Consider the following 23,450-nt stretch of genomic DNA (forward strand, 5'->3'; position numbering starts at 1 on the left):
GAATTTGTGTGGTGGGGCTGGTAGGACTTGAACCTACGACCACACCGTTATGAGCGGCGTGCTCTAACCAACTGAGCTACAGCCCCTTTTCATTTGAAATTTATATAATTATTATGCAGTTAAGTCTAGTAAAATTTTTATATTTTTGAGGTATCGCCTAAAAAACAGGGCAATATGGTTCAGTGTTTTCGTCATTGCGAGGAAATGACAAAGTAATTGACGAAGCAATCTCAGGAGTTTGTTGTTATTTCATGAGATTGCCACGCAGCCTATGGCTTGCAATGACGATTTGGTGTCCACGCATCAACGCTAAATAAAAAAAGGCCGAGTAGTAAACTCGACCTTTTAGGATACTATAATTAGTAAATAATTTTAGTGGTGTACAACTGTTACAGCTCTACGATTATAAGCAAAAGCTTCTTCAGTATTACCCATCATAGCAGGTCTATCTTTACCATAAGAGATTGTATTTAATCTGTTATGATCGATTCCTTTATGAGCTAAGAATTTTTTCGCTGCTGCTGCTCTTCTTTCACCTAAACCTAAGTTATATTCTCTGGCACCTCTTTCATCGCAATGTCCTTCAATAGTAACTTTTACTTCAGGATGCTTTGATAACCAGCAAGCTTGTCTCTCTAGTTCTTCTTTAGCCTTTGGTGATAAAGCAGAGCTATCAAAAGCAAACCATACTGCATTTCCTGCATGCTTCTCGAAATCTTTCATTAATGAAGTTTCTTCACCTTGGTTCATATTACCGTCAAATTGCGGTGCTCTTTTTGTTGTATTACACCCTGCAAGCACAAATAATGCAAGAAAAACTAATGTAATTTTTGTTTTCATAATTAAACTCCTTGAGATTATAATTTATTAATATTGAATTCATTTTAGCTAGTCGTAAAACTAAACTAACCAAAAGCTATGTGGGTTAGTATATATCATTATTTTATTAGTTTAAAGGCTAAAATATTATAAAATGCAATTACTCATGTATAAATGTGGTAAAAATATCATTTTTTAATACAAGTATATACTTGGGATAAATAGATAGATGAAGTTTAATGGGGAAAAGAGGAATCGATTTTGAAGCTTATAACCGCAGCGTACATAGAGGTACGTGAGGATTCGAGTACAGGATCAACGTACAAATTATCTCTAGCAGTAGAGTTTCCGAAGATGTCTAATAAAACGAGTATATTCACCATCTAATGAATACACTGCCCCAAGTAAGACCAGCACCGATAGCTGAAAATAGTAGAATATCACCTTTTTTTATTTTGCCTGATGCTTTGAGAGTACTCAAAGCAAGCGGAATAGAAGCAGCAGAGCAGTTAGCATGTTTTTCTACGGTTTTCACTACTTTATGCTCTTCTATATTTAATAGTTCAGCGAGTTTATTTATAATACGGATATTTGCTTGATGAGGTATAAAATAATCAATATCGCTTACACTGAATTGATTAGCATGCAGTAAATCTTTTATAGATTGTTGCATTTTTTCTATTGCATGACGAAATAATTTTTGCCCCTGCATAACTATTTTACCACTAATACCGTTCATACTTACACCACCGTTTGTGTATAATATTTCATAATCATCCCCACTTGAGAAGATATTACTATCTATTAAACCAGAATCATCACTACTAAGCTGTAATATTACGCTACCGGCCCCATCACCGAATAAAACGCAAGTAGTCCTATCATTCCAATCTAATAACGACGTCATTTTCTCGGCTCCTATAAGCAAAATAGTTTTATATTTACCTGATGAGATAAGAGAATTTGCTACTTGTAAACCATAAACAAAGCCGGCACATACTGCTTGTAAATCAAAAGACGGTATATTAGTTAAACCAAGATAACCTTGAAGCTTAGAGGCAACCGAAGGGAAGCTATTATCGGGAGTAGTAGTACATGTAATAATTAAATCAATATCATTTACCGATATCCCTGCATCTGCTATAGCTTTTTCAGCTGATTTTAAAGCAAGATGGGAAGTATATTCTGTATCACCTGCTATATGACGCTGCGTAATACCTGTTCTTGTTCTAATCCATGCATCGTTAGTATCGACGAATTTTGCAAGCTCGTCATTACTAACTATTTTTGAAGGAAGATACCCACCGCAACCAATAATTTTACAGGTCATAAATCTTTTAGGCTACTTCTTCTTCAGTTTTAATTTTCTTTGTTACTACTGGACGATTATTATAAGTACCGTCGACTAAAGAAACGTGATGCGGAAGCTTATACTCACCGGTTTGCGAATCAACTATTACGTTAACTTTGCCAAGTGCTAAGTGCGAACGTCTCATATTACGTCTTGATTTTGATGTTTTTTTCTTTGGAACTGCCATTATTAGCCTCTCTAAATATAAATTAAAAAGTATTTGTCAAATTAGTGAAGCAGTATATTATAATCTTGTAATAAAATCTAGATAAAATTAAACTTATGAAAATTTTTATAACATACATTTTTAGTATATTAGCCTTTTTTTCCTTAAGCGGCTGCAAAACTATCGAAAATAGAGGGCAATCCATAGATGATTCGGCACTTGTAAAATTAGAGTCTAAAAAACTAAATAAAACAGAAGTCGTAGAGTTAATAGGTACGCCTACTATGGTACCGGAATATTCCCAAAATACCTGGTATTATGTTGAAAGAGTTATGTCTCAAAGAGCTTGGCTCAATCCAAAAATTGAAAAGCAGAAGATAGTAAAAATTACGTTTGATGCTAATAATTTTATGCAGGAAGTAGTAGTAATAGATGATTCTCATAGACAAGATATAGAAATAGTCCATGAATATACTAGGACATATGGAACGGAACTTAACGGACTACAAAAATTTGTTAAAAATTTAGGTAGATTCAATAAAACCACTGACGGAAATAAAAACAAAAGCAAAAATAAGAAAAAGAGATAAGTACCTTAATCATCATTGCAAGATGGCTTATCTGTGTAGATACCTAATCGTCATTGCGCGCCATAGGCTGCGTGGCAATCTCATGAAATAACAACAAACTCCTGAGATTGCTTCGTCAATTACTTACATAATTTCCTTGCAATGACGATTTGATACTCACGCAGGCGTAACACCAACCCCCATAAAACAAATAATATGATTTCGATATTTAGTAAATTAAAACAAAGTTTATCTAAAACTTCTAATAAAATATCGGAAGGTATCGACAAAATATTTTACAAGAAAAAATTAGATGCAGAAACTCTAGAAGAGCTAGAAGAGCTACTTATCTCAAGTGATATGAGTGTTTCGGTAGTAACTAATATTATTGAAGAGTTTAAAAAGGTAAAATTTGACAAAGAAATAGATAGTGATACAGTAAAAGAAGCCCTCGCTAAATTAATAGCGCAGCAGCTATCAAAATCAGAAATTCCTTTTACTTTAAGCGAAAATAAATTAAACGTAATTTTAGTTTGCGGTGTTAACGGAGCAGGTAAAACCACGACTATAGGTAAGCTTGCTGCACTGTACTCGGCACAAGGGAAAAAAGTAGCAGTTACAGCCTGCGATACTTTTAGAGCAGCTGCCGTAAATCAGCTAAGTACTTGGGCAGATAGAGCAAATGCACTACTTATTACCGGTGAAAAATCAGCTGACCCTGCGAGTGTTGCTTATCGCGGAATGGAAGAATCGATAAAACAAAATATCGATATACTTTTTATCGATACGGCAGGTAGGCTTCATAATAAGAAAAATTTGATGGATGAACTGTCTAAGATTGTAAAAGTTATAAAAAAACTAGACAAGAATGCACCCACTCATAGCGTTTTAGTCATGGATGCTATTACTGGACAAAATACTTATAACCAAGTAGAACATTTTAATGATGCTACTAATTTGACGGGGCTTATCGTAACTAAACTAGACGGCAGTGCTAAAGCGGGCGTAATTGTCGGAGTAGTACAAAAATTTAATTTACCCTTATACTTTATCGGTATAGGCGAAAAGATAGAGGACTTAAAAATATTCAACCGATATGATTTTGCTAGAAGTCTAGTGGGGTTGTGAGGTTTTGCTACGTCATTGCCCGCACGCATATTGAGTCGTCATTGCGAGCAGCCGTAGGCTGCATGGCAATCTCATGAAGTAATAATAAACTCCTGAGATTGCTTCGTCAATTGCTATGCAATTTCCTCGCAATGACGATTTAATGAAAAATAAAATCATAAAATGACTCAAAAAAATACCTTATTGCTCATAGACGGATACGGATTTGTTTTTAGAGCCTATTATGCACAACAGCCTTTAACTTCACCAAAAGGCGAGCCTGTCGGTGCTCTTTACGGTTTTACTTCAATGCTGCTAAAATTACTGAACGACTTTAAGCCTAAACATGTCGCTGTAGTATTTGACAGCGGCGGGAAAAATTTTCGCCATCAGATTTATCCCGACTATAAAGCTAACCGCCCTCCACCCCCTGAAGATTTAATTGTACAATTACCTTTAGTTCGTGATGTTGCAAGTAACTTAAATTTTCCTATTCTAGAGAAGAACGGTTATGAAGCCGATGATATTATCGCAACCTTTGCTACTAAAACTGCTGCACTTGGCGAACATGTAGTCATTATCTCTTCCGATAAAGATTTATTACAGTTAATGACTGAAAACATCAAGATATATGATCCGTTAAAAGGGAAATATATTACTGAGGATGATGTTGTTAAAAAATTCGGCACTACTCCTGATAAATTACGTGAAGTAATGGCTTTAATCGGCGATAGATCGGATAATATTCCGGGTGTACCATCTATTGGACCAAAAACTGCAAGTAGTCTTATAATGCAATTTGGTTCTGTAGAAAATATATTTAACTTTTTAGAGCAAGTCTCAAGCGTAAAACAACGTGAAACTTTACAAAATTCAAGAGAAGCGGCGTTAATTTCATGGCAGTTAATAGGGCTTGATTCTAATGTTGATTTAGATTTTCAGCTAAATAATTTAGAATGGTCACCTCCAAATAGCGATAAATTAACAGGATTTTTACAGGAATACGGTTTTAGATCTTTATATAAAAGAGTAGAAAATTTATTGGATATTAAAATTAATGACCACAAAGATATAGCAGATCATAAAGTAACGGAAATAAAAGAAATTAATAATGCTAATGAGTTAGCAGACTTTGCTAAAGAAGCCGAGCAAATAGGAATATTCGGGATATATTTATTACAGCATAAAGGAGCTAATCTTGCTTTTATTTTATCACTGCAAAACCAAAGCTATATTATTAAAATTTCAAACACTTCTCATGATCTATTTTCTTATAATACTAAAACTAATAACAACTGGTTTTCGGATATAATCTTCAATTTACTAACCGATAAATCCATAAAAAAAATTACTTACTCTCTTAAACCTCTACTTAAATTTTATGCAAACCAATCTCATGACATTACGGCTATAGAAGATCTAGAATTAATGCAGTATGCGTTATCTGCCGGTTTATCACAGAAAAATTTATTTAAAGAAGTTTTGAAAGAAACTTTGATAGAAAATATAATTATCGAATCAGCAAAAATAGTAATAAACTTTATCTCACTTTATAAGCAAACTATATTGGAGCTTAAAGACAACAAAACCTTTAGACTTTATAGTGACATTGATTTACCTATTTGTTTTATTTTAGATAAAATGGAGAAAGTGGGTATTACAGTAGATGCTAATTACCTAAAACAATTATCCGCTGAATTTGGAACAGAAATTCTAAAACTTGAAGAAGAAATTTTTGCTCTTAGCGGCACTAAATTTAATATTGGTTCGCCAAAACAATTAGGCGAAATCTTGTTCGAAAAAATGCAATTACCTTTCGGTAAAGCTTCAGCTAAAGCAAGCTCTTACTCAACGGGAGCGGAAATACTAGAAAAACTTAGTGAGCATGGATATAATATTGCAGATTTGTTATTAAGATGGCGGCAACTGACAAAATTAAAGAATACCTACACCGATAGTTTGCCGAAACAGATAGATAATATAACACATAGAGTACATACGACATTTTTACAAACTTCTACCACTACAGGAAGACTTAGCTCACAAGAACCTAATCTACAAAATGTACCTATTCGCTCTAGTGAGGGGAATCAAATCAGACAAGCTTTTATTGCTGAAGAAGGTTATAAATTAATATCTGCCGATTATTCTCAAATTGAGCTTAGAATATTAAGCCATATCGCAAATATAGATGCACTAAAAAAAGCATTTATCAATAAAGACGATATCCATACTCAAACTGCTTGTCAGATCTTTAACTTACAAAAACACGAACTAACTAGCGAACATAGGCGTAAAGCAAAAGCTATAAATTTTGGTATCATTTACGGTATCAGTGCTTTTGGGCTTGCTAAGCAATTAAACGTTACTAACGGCGAAGCATCCGAATATATCAAGAAATATTTTGCTGAATATAAAGGAGTGCAAGAATATATGGAGCAAACAAAAGCTTTTGCAAGTAGCAACGGCTATGTCACAAATTTCTTTGGCAGAAAATGTTTTGTACCTCTAATTCATGATAAAAAGCTTAAACAATTTGCAGAACGTGCGGCTATTAATGCTCCGATTCAAGGAACTAATGCCGATATAATTAAAATTGCTATGATCAATCTAGATCAAGAAATAGAAAAACGTAAACTTAAAACAAGATTAGTACTGCAAATTCATGATGAATTACTATTTGAAGCACCGATTGATGAAGTAGAAATTATAATACCTATTATTAAAAAAATCATGGAAAATTCTACTAATATGGATGTACCGATTATAACCGAAATTAGAACAGGTAATAACTGGATGGAAATTCATTGAAGGTGTATCATTCCTAGCTAAAGGCGGCGTTATTGCATGACTTGATGTCATTCCCGCAAAAGCGGGAATGACATCAAAAATCATATATTAATATAACATTTGAAGAATTTTAAAAGGAGTATAATGTATGAAAAATTTTATATTCACGTCTGAGTCAGTTTCTGAAGGACATCCGGACAAAATTGCCGATCAAATTTTAGATACAGTACTTGATGAGATTCTAAAACACGCCCCTAACGGTCGTGTTGCCTGTGAAACATTTGTAACAACCGGTCTAGTTCTAGTGAGCGGCGAAATTACTACTAGTACCTATGTGGACATTGAGCAATAGTACGTAGCAAGATACAAGAAATCGGCTATAATAATCCAAATTATGGATTTGACGGTAGCTGTTGTGCCGTAATTTCAGCTATTATTAAACAATCACCCGATATAGCTATGGGTGTTGACAATGCAAATGACGATGAAATAGGTGCAGGAGACCAAGGTATGGTTTTCGGTTATGCCTGTAATGAAACGGATAGTTTCATGCTCGCACCGATTTACTACGCTCATTTATTAATGAAAAGGCAAGCATATTTACATAAACAAAATGTCTTGTCTTGGCTTAGACCCGATGCAAAATCTCAAGTCACGTTACGATATGAAAATAACAAACCAATTGCCATTGATGCAGTAGTTTTATCAACTCAGCATCATCCGGAAATACAACAAAAAGACCTTATTGAAGCAGTAATGGAAGAAAATTATTAAACAGGCATTACCAAGCAATTTACTTCATAAAAACACTAAATACCTAATTAATCCGACAGGTCGGTTTGTTATAGGTGGTCCCGTTGCAGATTGCGGTTTAACCGGTAGGAAAATTATCGTGGACAGCTATGGAGGCATGGCAAGACACGGCGGCGGTTGCTTTTCTGAAAAAGATCCAACAAAAATAGATAGGTCGGCTGCTTACATGGCACGCTATATTGCTAAGAATATAGTAGGAGCAGGACTTGCCGATCGCTGTGAAATACAAATATCCTACGCAATAGGCGTAGCTGTTCCCGTATCTGTTTATGCTGAAACTTGCGGTACTAACAAATTAAGCAACGAACAAATTACTAAGCTCATAACACAGCATTTTGATATGCGTCCAGGAAGAATTATTAAACATCTTAAGCTTCGCACTCCATGTTATCAAAAAACGGCTTCTTACAGTCATTTTGGCCGAGAAGACGAAATTTTACATGGGAGCAATTAGATAAAGTAGATATATTGAGGTGAGTAATTATTGACATTTATTTATTCATAATACATGATTATATCCTTGTTTAACTAGCTAGTTGAAAATATGGCTGAGAATATCAATAATGATAGAACGTTCGGTAACTTAGAAAATTATGATAATGAACTTACAAATACTGCTCTAAAAGAGAATAACCAAAATAAGCTGAAAGAGCATTATGAAAATATCACTCAAGCCTTAAATAACATACGGAAATATGAGTATGAAGCAAAAGCAACTCAGTACCGCGAAATGCTTGACGATGCCTGTACCTATGATAAATCCACAAAAGATTATAATTTAGGCTCAGCACATTTTATAACGGCTAGCGTATAAAGCTTTACTTGGAGCTTCTAAAGCTTTAAATCCTGACAAAAATACAGGTAAAAAATTAGACCATTTTATGGATGGCTTAGATGAGATTTATAAGCAATCCTTTTTAGTACGTAATTTAACTAGCTCCACTGAATTACCACCAGCAGAACAGTTAAAAAAATTTTTAGAAAAAACTACAGATGAAATATATGATAAACTGCAAAAAACCGGAGAAGCATATTTATCATATTCTAATGCTCCTACTAATACAGGATTACATACAAATGTTATAAAATATTCTAAAGAACACAGAAAAAATTATCGTATATATATAATGCCGGTGCTGGGGTAAGAGCAGATAATTCAAAGCTAAATCAAAAAACACCAAAAGATCAATTATCTAAAATAAATGAAACAATAGAAGCAAGAAGTAAAGCAAAATTCAGCTCAATTAAATTATGAACTCAAAAATCAAACAGATAAAGAAATAAAAGATAGTATATTTTCTATATTATCTATAAATGAAATAGAAGCGATAAAAGCTCATAATAACGAAATCAACAGATTCAAATCGGAGCAATTTATTAATCCAACCGCTGATTCAAGAAGAACAGGACAAACTTTAGGGAATTGTAGTAGCAGGTCAATAAGAGAAGCTTTAAGAGCCAATGTACCGGATTCAGAATTTCGTGAAATATATGATTTTATTACACAAAATCAAGTATCACAAATAATATCAAACTTAGAAAGTGAACAAAAAAATTTAGCAAATATCTTAAATATACCTTTAATAAAAGAACAAAGTATCTCAAATACAACTTATCAAAATCAATTTCAAAAAGATATTGCCAATTCAGCTACTAATTATTTTGATACTTTTTTTTATAATGAAGGGCATACACCAAGCACAAAAGAAAAGTTATTTAATAAAGTTGCTGAAGAATCTAATTTAAAGTATATCAAGATTGATCTAGTAGATTTTTGATCTACTGTGTTTCCCTTATAAGGACACTGATTTACCTGTTACCGAGGATCTTTTAAAGCCTGTTATAAACCATATCCAAACTTGTTTTGAAGATCACGAAATCGCTCCCTCAAAAAAAGCTTTAGAAAATTATAAATTATATAAATCTAACAAAGAACAAATCATTAAAGAGCTATCAGCAAAATGCTTAAATGATAAAGATGTAAATATACTTATCAAAGCACAAATACAAGCGAAAATAGCAAACCGCCCGGCTATAGATATTTTCCAACAAATGAAACAAAGTAATACTCACCCTAAACCGCTAGAGCTATTGGAAGAACATAAGAAATTGTATCATAAAAGATATGGCACAAAAATACAAAATGACTATACCGGAAGCAAAAGCATCCGAAGAAATCACTCAAATGGTCAAAGATTATAGTGAAAATAAATTTAATGAAGAAATAACACCTATAAAAGCTCAAAAATTAGTAGATGAATTTACACAGCAAACTCTAGATATTTTTGGAGAGAATAAATTAATAGACTCACCTATAATTGAAACAAAAAACGAGCATATTAATATATACCGCTCCCGAACTTAGAAAAACAAGAAACTACTAACCTTAACTTGGCTACAATACACTCAAAAAATTCGCCTGTATCAAGCTTTTGGAATGACGCTGTACTTAAAGAAGAAAAACAAAATTTAGTAAATGCACTAATCACTGCAGTTAATAAAAATCTACCTAATAACGCCAGTTTAGGATAAGGGAAGTTGTGAATTGTTTAAAAAAGGTATAAATTTATTAGTTTTAGTAAGATTAAAAGCATTAACACAAGCTAGAATATGAACTAAAAAGTTGTTAGGTGACCTATGTCTTGAATGTTCAAGATTCATGTTTTTCTTTAATACACGTTAAGAATAGACTTAATTAACGATCTTTTACGAAGTAGTATCTTATCTTCTAAATCTAATAGATAGATTCTTCATATCTTTCCTTATTCCTGTAAATAAATGCAAGCCTCTAGAGTTTAATATGCTAAATAAATCCTTAGAGATATAAGCTTTATCACCAAAGATTTTGCCTTTTAATGCGGTAGTTATACTGCTTGCTACTGATAAATCACTACTATTTGCTTTGGTAATGTTGACTGCCATAATTTGACCTTTATTATTAATTCTATATGTAACTTAAAACCCATAAACCAACCATAGCTACTCATACCTATTTTAGCAATATTACTAAACACTCGATTATTACTTGTACGCTTTGTATGGCATATAGATAATTTAGTTGAATCGATAAAATAAACCCCTGTATCTTCACCCCTAAATAATTGTAGCATTATAACAAGCGGTAAAACTAGCCTCGGCCATAGTTGTATTATCCGACTATAACTCGGTAGTTTAAAATAACCTCTGCATTTGTATGATAAATAATATAAATAGTAATTTTTAAAGTCCTTACACGGTGATAAATAAAAATATAATACTATAGTTAGTAACTCGCAGAGTTTTAAACTCCCTTCTCTCTGACGTTGCCTATCTTTTGGTATTGATTTCTTTTGCTCCCATTCCTCATACTATGTTGCAAAAATTATCTAGTATACAGAATAAACTTATGATACATTTCTTCATGTTGAGAGTATATTTTTTGAATAAATCTTATATATCTCAACACTCAAATCCTTGCAACCACTTCTATATTATCATCTCTCTATATCCTTCTTATACTCTAAATGCGCGTTATAAAAGCATCAAGTTTTTATTTTCTCTTATCCTAAACTGGCGTTAATAATACAGGAGCATTAGAAGATCAAAAACAAGAAGTTAAAACCGATAATACATTCAATAAAAATTCAGAACCTAAAAAACAAACTATCAAAAATAAATTTTATAAGTATTTAAGTAAATTAACGAGACAATTGGGATTAAAATCCATAAGTAATTATTTTAAAGAATTAATTAAAGATCCAAATCTTGAGCAAAATATCAATTTAGAAAAAGAAGCAAAGTTAGTAGCAGACAAACATCGACTAACAAAATATATAGAACTTAGCGATAATAAAAATAATAATGCAGTATTTAGCGGTAAAAAACATCAAAGAATATTACTCAATTATAGATTCATTTTACCGTCAATTCAGGTATTGCCTATAAAAAGTTGACTCAAGGTTTCGATGTCATTCCTGCAAGACATTGGCTTTGTTGCATGGCTCGGTTTTTTCGTCATTGCAAGGAAAATTACGAAGTAATTGTACGTCCGCAATCTCAGGAGTTTGTTATTATTTCATGAGATTGCCACGCAGCCTATGGCTGCTCACAATGACGACTCGGTATCTACACAACAATGCCTTGCGGGAATGACAACGGAAAACCGAACCACGCAACAACTACGCTATTTACTATATCCTTTTAAAATCTCAAAATCTTGCCCTTGGAGCAAGAATTTTTCAGGTAATGTAATTTTTGCTACAAAATTCTTTACATCTGCACTTTGTAAATAGATTGTAGCTTTAGCATTACTCTGATCTTCGTTATTTATACGAGCTGCAAGCAAGGTTACTATCTGCCGTAATTCTTCATGATTTTGTGGATAAAACTGTAGTTCAAATTGTTTATTATTAATTGCATCCTCAATTGATGAAAAGCTTTTTGCCGTTAGTTTTATTCCTCCCTCATCTTTAACTATGTCACAATTAACAACTACCAAACTTTTAACATCAAGTAAATGTACATAATCTTTTAAAACTTCCTCACTAAAAATACTAAGTTCAAAGATATTCTCAGGATCGGAAAGCACGAGCGTCACAAACCTACCTCTTGCCGACATACGAGAATCCTTTTTTTGTATTACACCGGCAAGATTTACTCGGTTAGTACCATCAGGTAAGTTATTATACAAATCCGCAGTATTTAAAATATTTAAACGACTAAATATTTCTTGGTATTCCGTAAGAGGATGATTAGAGATAAATAAACCCATAGCCTCAAATTCATAAAAGGCTAAAGTATTTTTATCGGCATAATCGCTTGATACTAAAATAGTTGGACTTAAACTAGAAACTTTAATTAAGCTAAATTGATTAGATTCCTGCTCTTCGTGATATGAAATTGAATAAGAAAGCAATTTTGGAATGCTCAACAATAATTGCAATCGATTATCATGCAGCTCATCAAAACAGCCTGACTTGATTAAATTTTCCAATAATTTACTGTTAATAGATTTGGGGGGTAATCTTTCAATAAAATCAGTAATTGATTTAAACGCCCCTCTTGCTTTTCGCTCATCCGTTACTAACTTACCGAAATTCGGCGTAACTCCCTTAATAGCACCTAAGGCGAAGATTATTGCACCCGCGATGTCATACCGTGGCTTGACCACGGTATCTTTTGAAATTTCCTGGATACCGCGATCAAGTCGCGGTATGACAGGCCTTACGCTATGCGGGATGACAGTGTCCGAAAACTTTACACTAAAATACCCTTCAGAAATATTAATATTAGGTGCAGTAATTTTTATGCCGTTATCTTTTGCTTCTTGTAAAAATAAATTAATTTTATCGTGATTATTCAATTCAAGATTTAAGCATGCTACTAAAAATTCAGCAGGATAATTAGCTTTAAGATATGCAGTTTGGTATGAAATAACACCGTAAGACGCAGCATGTGCCTTATTAAAACCGTATCCAGCAAATTTAGCCACGGTCGCAAAAATGGATTTAGCTTGAGATTCCGAAATATTATTAGCAATTGCTCCTTTAACAAACATTTCTTCCTGCTCCTCCATTTCTTTTTTTATCTTCTTACCCATTGCTCTACGAAGTAAATCGGCAGCTCCTAGCGTATAACCTGCAAGAACCTGAGCAATTCTTTGTACCTGCTCCTGATATATCACCACTCCGTAAGTTTCTTCTAAAATTGGTTTCAATAGCTCATGTAAATAATCAGGCTGTTGTAATTTATGCTTACAAGCTATATAGGTAGGAATATTTTCCATAGGACCAGGACGGTATAACGCACCAAGAGCTATCAAATCATGTATAGAATCAGGTTTAAGGCGTCTAAGTGCATCTTTCATCCCGATACTTTCAAATTGGAAAACGCCGACTCCTTTACCTTTACACAACATTTGATAAGTCTTATTATCATCAAACGTCATATTGTTAAACTCTACTTCTATCCCTTGCTCTTTAAGCAGTTTCTTACAATCGGTAATAACCGTTAGGGTTTGTAGCCCTAAAAAATCAAATTTAATTAAACCGGCAATCTCGGAATATTTCATAGAATAACCGACTACCAGCATATCGGAGTTAGCATCTTTATATACCGGTACTATATCGACTAAATCAGTACCTGCTATTACGATTCCTGCAGCATGAGTTGAGGCATGCCTATGCAGCCCCTCAAGAATTAACGAAGTATCAAGCACTAGCTTAATTAACTCCGCTTCACCGTCTAAATTATACAGCCCATTACCTTTAGCGGCATTTGCAAGCTCCGGAACTTCACGCATTGCCTGTTCTAAGCTAACTGGATTAACTGCACTAAAAGGGACAAGCTCCGTTAGATAATCAGCGAATTTATAAGGCAAGCTAAGCACACGAGCGACATCCTTAATTACAGCCTTTGCCTGCATCTTACCAAAAGTTATAATCTGTCCTACTCTATTATTACCGTATTTGGAACGTACGTAATTAATTACTTCCTCACGCCTTTCCTGACAAAAATCAATATCAAAATCAGGCATTGAAATACGTTCAGGATTTAAAAATCTTTCAAATAATAAGCCAAATTTAATCGGATCGAGATCAGTAATAAGCAAGCTCCAAGCAACAACCGAGCCTGCTCCCGATCCTCTACCCGGTCCGACTAAAATCCCCTCTTTTTTACTCCATTTAATAAAATCGGATACAATTAAAAAATAACCGGCAAAATTCATATTACAGATAATATCCAGCTCATAATTAAGACGAGCAAAATATTCGGTTTTCAATTCTTCTTGATTCTCTAACGAAATATTTTCAGATTTAAACTTTGTAGCAAGCCTTGCAAGCAACCCTTCTTTTGCATCTTTTCTAATTAAATCCGTTTCACTAATATCTTTGGTGGCAAAATTAGGCAGCATCGGCGGGTTTGCATGTGCGGCAAAATAACAACGCTCTCTTAAATTCACGGTATTTTGGATGGCACTAGGTAAATCGGAAAAAAGCTCTATCATCTCATGCGGTGATCTAAAATAACAATTTTCGCTAACTGTTTTTCGATCCGGATATTCTTTAGTAACACCGGCTGATATACATAACAATACATCATGTGCATCATGCATGCTTTTCTCACTAAACAAAACTTTATTAGTAGCAACAAGCGGAATAGCAAGCTCGGCAGCAATTCTAATATAACTATCCTCAATAAACTGTTCTTCCGGTAGCTCATGTCTCATAATCTCAAAGTAAAAACGATCTCCTAAAATTTCCTGTAATTTACGTGCAAACAGCATCGCTTGCTCCTCGTTGCGAGCTAGCAAGCATTTTCCGACAATACCGTCGGTATAACAGCATAATCCTATTAATCCTTCTTGATATTTGATTAAATCTTCAAAATCAATGTGATCGCATATCTTACGATCATTTTTAGTAAAAGTAAGGCTTGATAGTTTGAGTAAATTTTTATAGCCAGTTTCATCTTTAGCTATAAGCAAAATTTGAGCAAAAATATCTATATCGTATTTTATATTTAGAATAACTCCGTGTATCGGCTGCAGTCCTTTTTTTAATGCATATAATGCAAACTCTAATGAGCCGAATAAATTTCCCTTATCTGCCAAACAAATAGCAGGCATTTTATTCGATGAAGCAAGTTCTACTACCTTCTCAATCGTTAATGCACTTTCTAGAAAAGAATAAGAGCTTTGAGTTCTTAAATGAATAAATTCAGGTCGCATTTTAAATTAATGTTAAAGTTTATTATCTTACTGTATGACTCTTTATGTCATTCCCGTAGACTTTTTATGTTATTCCCGCGAAGGCGGGAATCCCGTACTTTAAAGCTTTTTAAAAGCTCGCTTTACCCTGGATTCCCGCCTTCGCGGGAATAAAATCGGAAGCCTTAACGACAAGACTAAATTTTACTTCCGACTGCATAATATCTAAAACCGATTTTTTTCATTGCTTCATTATCTAGTATACTTCTCAGATCAATGATTATCGGCGATTTTACTAAATCATAAATTTCTTGCCAATTAAGTTCTTTAAATTCTGACCATTCAGTTGCAATAACTATAATATCTACTGATTTACAGGCTTCAACTGCTGAATCTAAATATAGCAAATTTTTATGTTCCAAATTCTTTTTAGCATTTTCAAGACCGATAGGATCAAATGCTTTAACATATACATCTTTATTTAATAAGATCTTTACAATTTCGATGGCAGGGCTTGCTCTCACATCATCTGTTCCTGCTTTATATGTTAAGCCTAAAATTGCTATATTTTTACCTTTTAAATCTCCATCTAACAAAGTAGCTATTTTATCTACCATATTACTTGAACGCTGCTTATTACTTTTAATTACTGCCTTAAGAATCCTACAATCTATATGATGATTTTCTACAAGATTATTTAATGCTAGAATATCTTTTGGAAAGCACGAACCGCCAAAACCAGGCCCTGCATTTAAAAAATTTTGACCGATTCTTTGATCAAGTCCTACACCTTTAGATAAATCTTTAATATTACCGCCGATTTTTTCACATAAATCAGCCATCTCATTAATAAAAGCAACTTTGGTAGCTAAGAAACTATTTGAAGCATATTTAATAAGTTCACTCGTTACTAAATCGGTAACCATAAACTTTGCACCTTGTTCTATTAAAGGTGCATAAATTTTTCGCAATATTTCCTCTGATTCTTTATTATTTACACCGATAACTATACGATCAGGATATAAAAAATCTTCTACCGCACTACCCTCTCTTAAAAACTCAGGATTAGAAGCAACATTAAATGCAAAGCCTCTTGATTTTAAATAAGCTATAATATTATTGCAACTACCCGGCGGAACGGTAGATTTTATGACTATTAAACAATCTTGATTTATATGCTCAGAAACTTTATCAATAGCATCATAAACATATTTTAAATCCGCTTCTCCCAAGCATTTTGAAGGTGTACCGACCGTAATAAATATTGCATCGGCATTTTGAAGTTCATTATTATAAATATTTGTAAATTTTAACCTATCAGATTCTAAAGCTTGCTTAAGATACTCATCAAGTTTAGCTTCATAAATCGGTAATATTTGCTTATTTAATTTGGATATTTTAACCTCATCATTATCAAGACAAGTAACATTATGACCCAAATAGCCCATAATAATACCTGAGACTAACCCCACATATCCGCTACCGATAAATGTAATATTCATAATTTTTTGTGATTTTTATATTAAATTTTTAAATTATACGTTATATTCCAAGTGTATACCTCAAATAAATGAAGAGTAGTATAGACGAAGCTCAATTTCAAAAAGTGCAAGGAGTCCACAAGACGAGGAACGGAGCGTATACTTAATACGTGAGTACCGGAGTACTTGTAGGATGACGTAGCCAATTTTTGAAGTTCTATCCAAGTATATAAAGCTTTTATCATATTTCAATAGATTTACAAGCTCAAATGAATTTTATTAAAAAAACCTTTATTAGTATTTTTATAATTCTGATTTCATTATCTTTGGCTATAACTCTAACTGTTTATAGTGCAAATAAAGGACACTTAAATGAACCTTTGAAAAAAATAATTGAATTTTATTTAAGTCAAAATGATATAAAGGCTGTACTACATAATTTAGAATTTAAAGAAAACCGATTATCCATAGATAAAATTTCCTTAAGTCTTATAGATAATGCTAGAGGAGAAATTAACGATTTTAATCTTTTCTTTAATTTCAAAAATTTCTTCTCTAATTCGTTAATAGAGGCTAATTTTAATATCGATAAAATTTCCGTAATTTCAAATAACGATGAAGAGATTATAAATACTTCAACGACTGGTGATTATTCGTTAAATATAATTAAACAAGATTCCCTAACCGACATACGACTAACTTCAATAAAAAGTGATATCTTAACTGATGAGCAAGGAGCAGACTTACCTCTAGGAAATGCTTTATGCTCATATAAAACCGCCTATTCTAAAGATAATCCAAAGACTGTTAATTGCAAACTCACCTTTGGAGACAAAGCTTTTTTATCACTAAGCGGTATAATAACCGATAAAAATATTGATGTAAGTGCAACTGCCGCAAATATGCCTTTAATAATTTATCAAACAGTCGAAAAAATTATTCCGGATAATCCTATAATCTCATATTTACGAGAACATGTAAAACAAGGTTACATCCAAAACGGAGAATTAAATATTAAATTAGATAAAAAATTTTTAAAAAAAAATATTTTAGTAGAAGATAATTTAAAAGCAAATTTACATATCTCGAATTTTGAATATAAATATCATACAGATTTACCGCCTTTGACTAAAGTTGATACTAATATAATCATTTCAGGACCGGAAATAAAATTTCTAATTAATGAAGCATATAGTGGTAAAAGTGTCGTTTCAGACGGTATTATGACTTTCAAATGGGAAGGACCGGATAAATCACGATTTGTTTTTAATGCTACTGCTAAAGGTGAAATTAATGACTTAATTGCCTTTGTTCCAAATGATGCATATCAAAATATTAAAGCTCAAAATATTGATCTTAAAAAAATCAAAGGAACTGCAAATTCAATAATAGAGCTAATAATTCCTATTAGCCCCAATATCCCTAATAGCTATAATGTTTTGTTGACATTAACAAATATCTCTTTTAACACCTTAGACAATAATATCCTATTACAAAACGGTGAAGCCAAAGGTAGTTTTAAAGATAATAAACTAAATATTAGCGGTAAAGGTAACATTAATAATTATGCAAGCAGCTTTACTTATGACCATGATATATCGGATAAAAATAATGAGTGTTTACTTAAAATAAAAAGCAAGATTGCGGCAAATAATCAAAGATTTGGAGTGTTTAAATTAATTTCAGGCAGCACTGTTTTAAATTTTGAGTATAAAAAACAGCATAATAATGAGAGTTTTATTACCGTTAATTCTAATCTTAATAATTTAGAATTTTATATAGATAAAGTATCTATTCATAAAAAATTATATAAAAAAGCCAATTTATATTTATATACTAAATTAAATGATAAAAATTTCGATAGAAATATTGAATTTAATCTTTCAGGGCAGGATAATCTAAAAATTAACGGTAATGCCTTAATTAAGGAAAATATTTATAATATTAATCTAGCCTCTGTTAAACATAATCATACGGATTTAAAAGGAAAAATAATCATAGATAACCATAATCTTAATACAGCACTTTATGGAAGCGGATTAGATTTATCAAATGCTAATATGATGCAGTTTTTAGAAAAAGCGGGAGATTCTACACGTAATATTAATTTAAAAACTAATATATCAAAAATACTTTTAAAGAATAATATAATTCTAGGTAATCTTGATTTAGCAATTAAATGTGATAAAGTGCGCTGTTTCTCCGGCTTTCTAAATGCTAATATTGATAATAAAAAAGTTAAGATGTCGCTTACCGCTAAGGAAACTTTTGAACAATGGTTAATTGAATCCGATAATGCCGGAGCATTGCTTAAGGGACTCGGAATGTATACCACTATGCAAAACGGTCAGATTAACATCAACTTAAATACAAAAAGATATGAAGTAAAAAAAGGTGAAATAGTGCCAATATTAGACGGCAAATTTGCTATAAAACATTTTACGGTAGTCGATACTCCTTTTTTAACACGGCTTGTTTCCTTTGTTTCGTTGCCGGGTTTTCTTAGTTCAATAACTAATAATAAAAAGATTTTATTTGAAGATATGAGCGGTAAATTTAATTATAGAGGAAATATAATTACAATTTTTGATACGGAAGCACATGGACCGTTCTTTGATTTTACTATGACAGGTAATATTGATACCAAGCAGCAATTAATTATGGTTAAAGGAAATGTTATTCCTTCCTTTTTCTTAATCAGCACTATTGTAACTAAAATACCGGTAGTCGGTAAAATATTTTCCAAAGTCGCTCCTTACTCCCTAAAAATGAAATATTAAGTAACTATTTAAAGCTATTAGATTTCGTGTACAAAATTTTTAATCATTCCTTTATGTCATTCCTACGAGGCATTATTGCGTGTGTACCTAATCGTCATTGCGAGCGACTGAAAGCGTTGTTGCATGGCTCAAAAAACGTGTTCGGTGTCATACCGTGGCTTGACCACGGTATCCAAAAAACAACTAAAAATACTAATGTTATTAGTATTTTTAACTGGGTCCTGCTACAAACTTGCGGGATGACAGAGGTGGAAGTAAGACATGCAATAAAGCCACAACTGCAAGAAGCGTGGCAATCCAGAAATAATAATAGAGTATTCTATAAATCAGAATTTTTTACTGGATTGCTTAGTCGAAACTTACAGCTTTTCCTCACAATGAAGTTGAAGATCAATTCACGCAAGAATGACATAAATAACCATACATATTTAATCGGTATTTTACTTTTAGGCTTAATTTCCGGTCTTACGTTCAATTTAATTTTTTTTACAATTCCATATCAATTATCCGAAGCAAAATACACCACTGATATAATAGGTTCGATATTACTAGCTGCCTTTCCATATTGCTTAAAGGTCATATGGTCACCTTTTATAGATAAATACTCTATACCTTTTTTATGCTCTAAATTCGGTCACAGGCGTAGCTGGGCATTGGTATCACAAATATTTTTAATCCTAGCGATGACGGGATTCTTAAACATAAGCCCTTGTAATAACTTATATATTACTGCAATTATCTTATTTATTATTTCATTCTGCAGTTCTACACAAGATATTGTACTTGATGCATATAGAATTGAGAGACCTACATCTAAAGAAGAGCTTTCAATGGCTTTTACCTTTAGTAGCATAGGGTTTCGTTTAGGTATGTTACTTGGCAGCGTCGGTACTTTATATTCATCAATTATTTTCGGCTGGAATACAGTATATAAATTTGCTCTATTCATTACTCTAATTGGACCTATAGTCATTTTATGTATCAAAGAACCACAATCAAAAGAAATACACCATACAACTAGTAATTTAATAGGATTACAACAATATTTTGAAGTTATTAAAAAAAGTATTATCTCCTTAAAAAATGAACAGCAATATTTACTGCTAATTATATTGTTTATCTTTTTATATAAAGCTGCGGATTCTATACCTATGGCTATGAGTTCGCCTTTATTTCTAGATTTAAGTTTTACTACTCATGAAATTGCCGTTATTTACAAAGCTTACGGGTTACTAATCATGATCGTCGGAGGAGCTTTAGGCGGCATTTTAGCTGCAAAAATGGGTATATTTCATAGTATCTTAATTGGTGGAGTTATTCAATTATTGTCACCTCTTATGTTTATGATTCTTTCTACTATCGGCTATGATATAAAGACATTTATAATAACTGTTACAGTACAAAATTTTTGTGCAGGCTTTGCAGGAACTATTATCTCTATCTATTTTGCTAGCCTTTGCAATAGTGAATTTGTTGCCACACAATATTCTATTATTGCATCTTTTAGCTCTCTTAGCCGTATTATTCTAGCTAGCCTTGGCGGTATTTGTGCAAAATATCTTACTTGGCCTGTATTCTTTTTAGGTAATACTCTGTTTAGCATGTTATTTATCCCGATATTTTATAAAATATATAGAAAGAAACTAGGCTTTGTGAATATTTCTCAAAAGATATGACAATTATTAAAAAAGGTTTATAATATTGATATATATTTCTGCGAAATGAAGAGTCAGAATTTTTATGAAACTATATAGTTTTCAAGAACATTTATTAGAATTAAAAATAAGGCTTCTTAGAATATTTACTGCTTTTATAATTATATTTGCTATTTGCTATTATTTTAGCGACAATATTTATAGTGTTTTATTAAAACCGCTTGCTAAGCTAAGCGGTGATACGGTACGAAATATAATTTATACAGGGCTTACAGAAGCATTTTTTACCTATATTAAACTTGCAGCTTTTACTGCTTTTACTATTATTATACCTATAATTGCTTTGGAGTGTTATTTATTTATCAGTCCTGGGTTACACCTCCATGAAAAAAAAATTATCGCTTTTATTCTTTTTATGTCGCCTATTTTATTTTGGTGCGGTAGTATTTTTGTTTTTTACTTTGTAATGCCAAAAGCTTGGAATTTTTTTCTTAGTTTTGAAAAACGTGATATGATAGTACCGATAGTTTTGGAAGCAAGAATTAGCGAGTATCTAAATTTAGTTATTCATTTAATTATTGCTTTTGGAGTTGCTTTTCAGCTACCAGTTGTGATAATGATACTAAATATACTAAAAATAGTTAAGGTACAAACACTTAAGCAAAAAAGACGCATTGCCGTGGTAATTAACTTTATTATTGCAGGAATATTAACGCCTCCTGACATTTTAAGCCAGTTTGCTCTTGCAATACCGCTACTTTTATTATATGAAACTTCAATAATGATATGTAATTTTATAGAAAAACCGAGGACACTAAATGTTAAATATCAAATGGATTAGAGAAAATCAAGAATTGTTCGATGAAAAGCTTAGCCAAAGATTTATTGAACCTATGTCTAGTAAAATTGCTATGCTCGACGGAGAGAAAAGAAAAATTATGAGTTTAATTCAAGAATTTCAGCATGCACGTAAGGTAAAATCAAAGATTTTAGGTAATATGGCCTCTAAGAGCGGCGAAGAGTTTGAAGGGTTACAAAGAGATGTCAAACATATAAATGAGAAGTTGGAAGCACTTGCACAGGATCTTAATAATAATAACGAATTAAATGAACTATTAAATATGTTGCCTAATATTCCAGACGAAGAAGTACCTTACGGAATGGATAAAAGTATGAATAAATTAGTTCGTACTTACGGAGAGACAAATCCAAATGCTTTGAATAAACAGCATTTTGAACTAGGTATAAAATTAAATTTAATGGATTTTGAACAAACTGCTAAAATTTCTGGCACTAGATTTGTAACGTTAAAAGGTGATTTAGCAAAGCTAGAACGTGCTTTAATTAATTTTATGATTGATGTTCATACTAAAGAGTTGGATTTCTTTGAGATATCACCTCCGGTATTAGTTCGAGATAATGCTATGTATAATGCAGGACAACTACCTAAATTTGCCGAAGAGTCTTTTGCAACAACAAATGGTTACAGACTAATTCCAACCGCAGAAGTATTTTTAGTAAATATAGTCGCCGATACTATTATACCAAGAGAAAAATTACCGATGCGTTATGTTGCTTACACCCCGTGCTTTAGATCAGAAGCAGGTAGTAGCGGTAGAGATACAAGAGGTATGATTAGATTACATCAGTTCGGTAAAGTTGAGCTAGTATCTATTACTACCCCTGAAGAATCAAAAAATGAGCATGAATATATAACTAATGCATCAGAGACTATTTTACAAAAACTGAATCTTCCTTATCGTGTTATGTTACTTTGCACCGGAGATATGGGATTTGCGGCAAAAAAAACCTACGATATAGAAGTATGGCTTCCGGGACAAAAGCAATATCGCGAAATTGCTAGCTGTTCTAATTGTGGAGATTTTCAAGCACGTAGAATGAAAGCAAGATATAAAGAATTCGGCAGTAACGAAACTACCTTAGTTCATACTTTAAATGCTTCAGGATTACCTATCGGAAGGACTATGGTTGCAATACTTGAAAATTATCAGAATGAAGATGGATCAATAACTATACCGGATGTCTTGATAAATTACATGGGAGGATTACAAAAAATCACTGCCTATAGTGAATAATTGTTTATTAAATATAAAAAATAATAAAGTAAAGTTTCTAGTTGTTGCTAAATTGGCTTTGTTGCATGGCTCTTATGTTATTCCCGCGAAAGCGGGAATAACATCGAGTAGAGGCCTACGGCTGCTCGCAATGACT

The 23,450-nt window shown here is 32.5% G+C and carries 18 protein-coding genes, 1 tRNA gene and 3 pseudogenes; 14 read left to right on the forward strand and 8 right to left on the reverse strand.

Going from position 1 to position 23,450, the window contains the following annotated elements:
- Nucleotides 1-9: 9 nt before the first annotated feature.
- Nucleotides 10-86: transfer RNA gene (locus A3305_RS01910), tRNA-Ile, on the reverse strand.
- A 286-nt stretch (nt 87-372) separates the two neighbouring features.
- A complete protein-coding gene (gene pal, locus A3305_RS01915; RefSeq protein WP_014392784.1) occupies nt 373-840 on the reverse strand; it encodes a peptidoglycan-associated lipoprotein Pal in 468 nt (155 codons plus the stop codon).
- 252 nt (nt 841-1,092) lie between these two features.
- Between pal and A3305_RS01920 the strand changes: the two are divergent.
- A pseudogene (locus A3305_RS01920) lies at nt 1,093-1,206 on the forward strand (palindromic element RPE1 domain-containing protein); the annotation flags it as partial.
- Here A3305_RS01920 and A3305_RS01925 read toward each other — a convergent pair.
- Both A3305_RS01925 and rpmF read right to left on the reverse strand, forming a co-directional pair.
- A complete protein-coding gene (locus A3305_RS01925) occupies nt 1,196-2,149 on the reverse strand; it encodes a beta-ketoacyl-ACP synthase III (protein WP_014392785.1) in 954 nt (317 codons plus the stop codon). The pseudogene A3305_RS01920 and the gene A3305_RS01925 overlap by 11 nt on opposite strands.
- 7 nt (nt 2,150-2,156) lie before the next feature.
- Nucleotides 2,157-2,357 carry a 50S ribosomal protein L32 gene (gene rpmF, locus A3305_RS01930; RefSeq protein WP_014014787.1) on the reverse strand — a complete coding sequence of 67 codons (201 nt, stop codon included), beginning with the start codon at nt 2,355-2,357 and terminating at the stop codon, nt 2,157-2,159.
- A 95-nt stretch (nt 2,358-2,452) separates the two neighbouring features.
- Here rpmF and A3305_RS01935 point away from each other — a divergent pair, with 95 nt between their 5' ends.
- The 8 genes and pseudogenes from A3305_RS01935 (at nt 2,453) to A3305_RS09330 (ending at nt 10,147) form a co-directional block, all read left to right on the forward strand.
- The gene (locus A3305_RS01935) at nt 2,453-2,926 is read left to right on the forward strand and encodes an outer membrane protein assembly factor BamE (RefSeq protein ID WP_014392786.1); all 474 of its coding nucleotides are present in this window, start codon (nt 2,453-2,455) and stop codon (nt 2,924-2,926) included.
- A gap of 195 nt (nt 2,927-3,121) precedes the next feature.
- Nucleotides 3,122-4,033, forward strand: coding sequence for a signal recognition particle-docking protein FtsY (gene ftsY, locus A3305_RS01940; RefSeq protein WP_014392787.1), 912 nt, complete (start codon nt 3,122-3,124; stop codon nt 4,031-4,033).
- A 162-nt stretch (nt 4,034-4,195) separates the two neighbouring features.
- Complete coding sequence (gene polA, locus A3305_RS01945) at nt 4,196-6,823, forward strand: DNA polymerase I (protein WP_014392788.1); 2,628 nt, start codon at nt 4,196-4,198, stop codon at nt 6,821-6,823.
- 127 nt (nt 6,824-6,950) lie between these two features.
- Nucleotides 6,951-8,092, forward strand: a pseudogene (gene metK, locus A3305_RS01960) (methionine adenosyltransferase).
- Nucleotides 8,093-8,159: 67 nt separating this feature from the next.
- Nucleotides 8,160-8,429 (forward strand): hypothetical protein, encoded by a 270-nt coding sequence (locus tag A3305_RS01965; RefSeq protein ID WP_014392790.1) that lies wholly within the window; start codon nt 8,160-8,162, stop codon nt 8,427-8,429.
- Nucleotides 8,430-8,496: 67 nt separating this feature from the next.
- Nucleotides 8,497-8,760 carry a hypothetical protein gene (locus A3305_RS01970; RefSeq protein ID WP_014392791.1) on the forward strand — a complete coding sequence of 88 codons (264 nt, stop codon included), beginning with the start codon at nt 8,497-8,499 and terminating at the stop codon, nt 8,758-8,760.
- 980 nt (nt 8,761-9,740) lie between these two features.
- Complete coding sequence (locus tag A3305_RS09325; RefSeq protein ID WP_041860542.1) at nt 9,741-9,980, forward strand: hypothetical protein; 240 nt, start codon at nt 9,741-9,743, stop codon at nt 9,978-9,980.
- Between the two features lie 26 nt (nt 9,981-10,006).
- Nucleotides 10,007-10,147: a hypothetical protein gene (locus A3305_RS09330; RefSeq protein ID WP_014392793.1), complete on the forward strand. Its 141-nt coding sequence runs from the start codon at nt 10,007-10,009 to the stop codon at nt 10,145-10,147.
- Nucleotides 10,148-10,336: 189 nt separating this feature from the next.
- Here A3305_RS09330 and A3305_RS11140 read toward each other — a convergent pair whose 3' ends face one another.
- Both A3305_RS11140 and A3305_RS11145 read right to left on the reverse strand, forming a co-directional pair.
- Nucleotides 10,337-10,537: a transposase gene (locus tag A3305_RS11140; protein WP_014391701.1), complete on the reverse strand. Its 201-nt coding sequence runs from the start codon at nt 10,535-10,537 to the stop codon at nt 10,337-10,339.
- Nucleotides 10,492-10,725, reverse strand: a complete 234-nt coding sequence (locus A3305_RS11145) for a transposase (protein WP_014391702.1) — start codon at nt 10,723-10,725, stop codon at nt 10,492-10,494. The genes A3305_RS11140 and A3305_RS11145 overlap by 46 nt, the downstream gene beginning before the upstream one ends.
- Nucleotides 10,726-11,304: 579 nt before the next feature.
- Here A3305_RS11145 and A3305_RS01985 point away from each other — a divergent pair.
- A pseudogene (locus tag A3305_RS01985) lies at nt 11,305-11,504 on the forward strand (hypothetical protein).
- A gap of 273 nt (nt 11,505-11,777) precedes the next feature.
- On the opposite strand, the gene dnaE reads toward A3305_RS01985, so the two are convergent.
- Both dnaE and A3305_RS02000 read right to left on the reverse strand, forming a co-directional pair.
- Nucleotides 11,778-15,323: a DNA polymerase III subunit alpha gene (gene dnaE / locus A3305_RS01995; protein WP_014392795.1), complete on the reverse strand. Its 3,546-nt coding sequence runs from the start codon at nt 15,321-15,323 to the stop codon at nt 11,778-11,780.
- A gap of 176 nt (nt 15,324-15,499) precedes the next feature.
- Nucleotides 15,500-16,804, reverse strand: a complete 1,305-nt coding sequence (locus A3305_RS02000) for a UDP-glucose dehydrogenase family protein (protein WP_014392796.1) — start codon at nt 16,802-16,804, stop codon at nt 15,500-15,502.
- 248 nt (nt 16,805-17,052) lie between these two features.
- Between A3305_RS02000 and A3305_RS02010 the strand changes: the two genes are divergently transcribed.
- From A3305_RS02010 to serS, 4 genes are all read left to right on the forward strand, one after another.
- Nucleotides 17,053-19,563, forward strand: coding sequence for an AsmA-like C-terminal region-containing protein (locus A3305_RS02010; RefSeq protein ID WP_014392797.1), 2,511 nt, complete (start codon nt 17,053-17,055; stop codon nt 19,561-19,563).
- 26 nt (nt 19,564-19,589) lie between these two features.
- On the forward strand, nt 19,590-21,239 hold the full coding sequence (locus A3305_RS02015; RefSeq protein ID WP_081120800.1) for an MFS transporter: 1,650 nt from the start codon (nt 19,590-19,592) through the stop codon (nt 21,237-21,239).
- Between the two features lie 64 nt (nt 21,240-21,303).
- The gene (gene tatC / locus A3305_RS02020; protein ID WP_014392799.1) at nt 21,304-22,059 is read left to right on the forward strand and encodes a twin-arginine translocase subunit TatC; all 756 of its coding nucleotides are present in this window, start codon (nt 21,304-21,306) and stop codon (nt 22,057-22,059) included.
- Nucleotides 22,037-23,314 carry a serine--tRNA ligase gene (gene serS, locus A3305_RS02025; protein ID WP_014392800.1) on the forward strand — a complete coding sequence of 426 codons (1,278 nt, stop codon included), beginning with the start codon at nt 22,037-22,039 and terminating at the stop codon, nt 23,312-23,314. Before tatC ends, serS begins: the two co-directional genes overlap by 23 nt.
- Nucleotides 23,315-23,450: the final 136 nt, after the last annotated feature.

Source organism: Rickettsia amblyommatis (assembly GCF_002078335.1).
Taxonomy (GTDB): Bacteria; Pseudomonadota; Alphaproteobacteria; order Rickettsiales; family Rickettsiaceae; genus Rickettsia; species Rickettsia rickettsii.

Excerpts from the sequence above, each read along its gene's own strand:
- polA (WP_014392788.1), top strand. The coding sequence starts at position 4,196 with ATGACTCAAAAAAATACCTTATTGCTCATAGACGGATACGGATTTGTT.
- A3305_RS01935 (WP_014392786.1), top strand. The coding sequence starts at position 2,453 with ATGAAAATTTTTATAACATACATTTTTAGTATATTAGCCTTTTTTTCC.
- A3305_RS11145 (WP_014391702.1), bottom strand. The coding sequence starts at position 10,725 with ATGCTACAATTATTTAGGGGTGAAGATACAGGGGTTTATTTTATCGAT.
- serS (WP_014392800.1), top strand. The coding sequence starts at position 22,037 with ATGTTAAATATCAAATGGATTAGAGAAAATCAAGAATTGTTCGATGAA.
- tatC (WP_014392799.1), top strand. The coding sequence starts at position 21,304 with ATGAAACTATATAGTTTTCAAGAACATTTATTAGAATTAAAAATAAGG.
- A3305_RS02010 (WP_014392797.1), top strand. The coding sequence starts at position 17,053 with ATGAATTTTATTAAAAAAACCTTTATTAGTATTTTTATAATTCTGATT.
- A3305_RS02000 (WP_014392796.1), bottom strand. The coding sequence starts at position 16,804 with ATGAATATTACATTTATCGGTAGCGGATATGTGGGGTTAGTCTCAGGT.
- A3305_RS01970 (WP_014392791.1), top strand. The coding sequence starts at position 8,497 with ATGGATGGCTTAGATGAGATTTATAAGCAATCCTTTTTAGTACGTAAT.
- A3305_RS11140 (WP_014391701.1), bottom strand. The coding sequence starts at position 10,537 with ATGGCAGTCAACATTACCAAAGCAAATAGTAGTGATTTATCAGTAGCA.
- ftsY (WP_014392787.1), top strand. The coding sequence starts at position 3,122 with ATGATTTCGATATTTAGTAAATTAAAACAAAGTTTATCTAAAACTTCT.
- dnaE (WP_014392795.1), bottom strand. The coding sequence starts at position 15,323 with ATGCGACCTGAATTTATTCATTTAAGAACTCAAAGCTCTTATTCTTTT.
- rpmF (WP_014014787.1), bottom strand. The coding sequence starts at position 2,357 with ATGGCAGTTCCAAAGAAAAAAACATCAAAATCAAGACGTAATATGAGA.
- pal (WP_014392784.1), bottom strand. The coding sequence starts at position 840 with ATGAAAACAAAAATTACATTAGTTTTTCTTGCATTATTTGTGCTTGCA.
- A3305_RS01925 (WP_014392785.1), bottom strand. The coding sequence starts at position 2,149 with ATGACCTGTAAAATTATTGGTTGCGGTGGGTATCTTCCTTCAAAAATA.
- A3305_RS01965 (WP_014392790.1), top strand. The coding sequence starts at position 8,160 with ATGGCTGAGAATATCAATAATGATAGAACGTTCGGTAACTTAGAAAAT.
- A3305_RS09325 (WP_041860542.1), top strand. The coding sequence starts at position 9,741 with ATGGCACAAAAATACAAAATGACTATACCGGAAGCAAAAGCATCCGAA.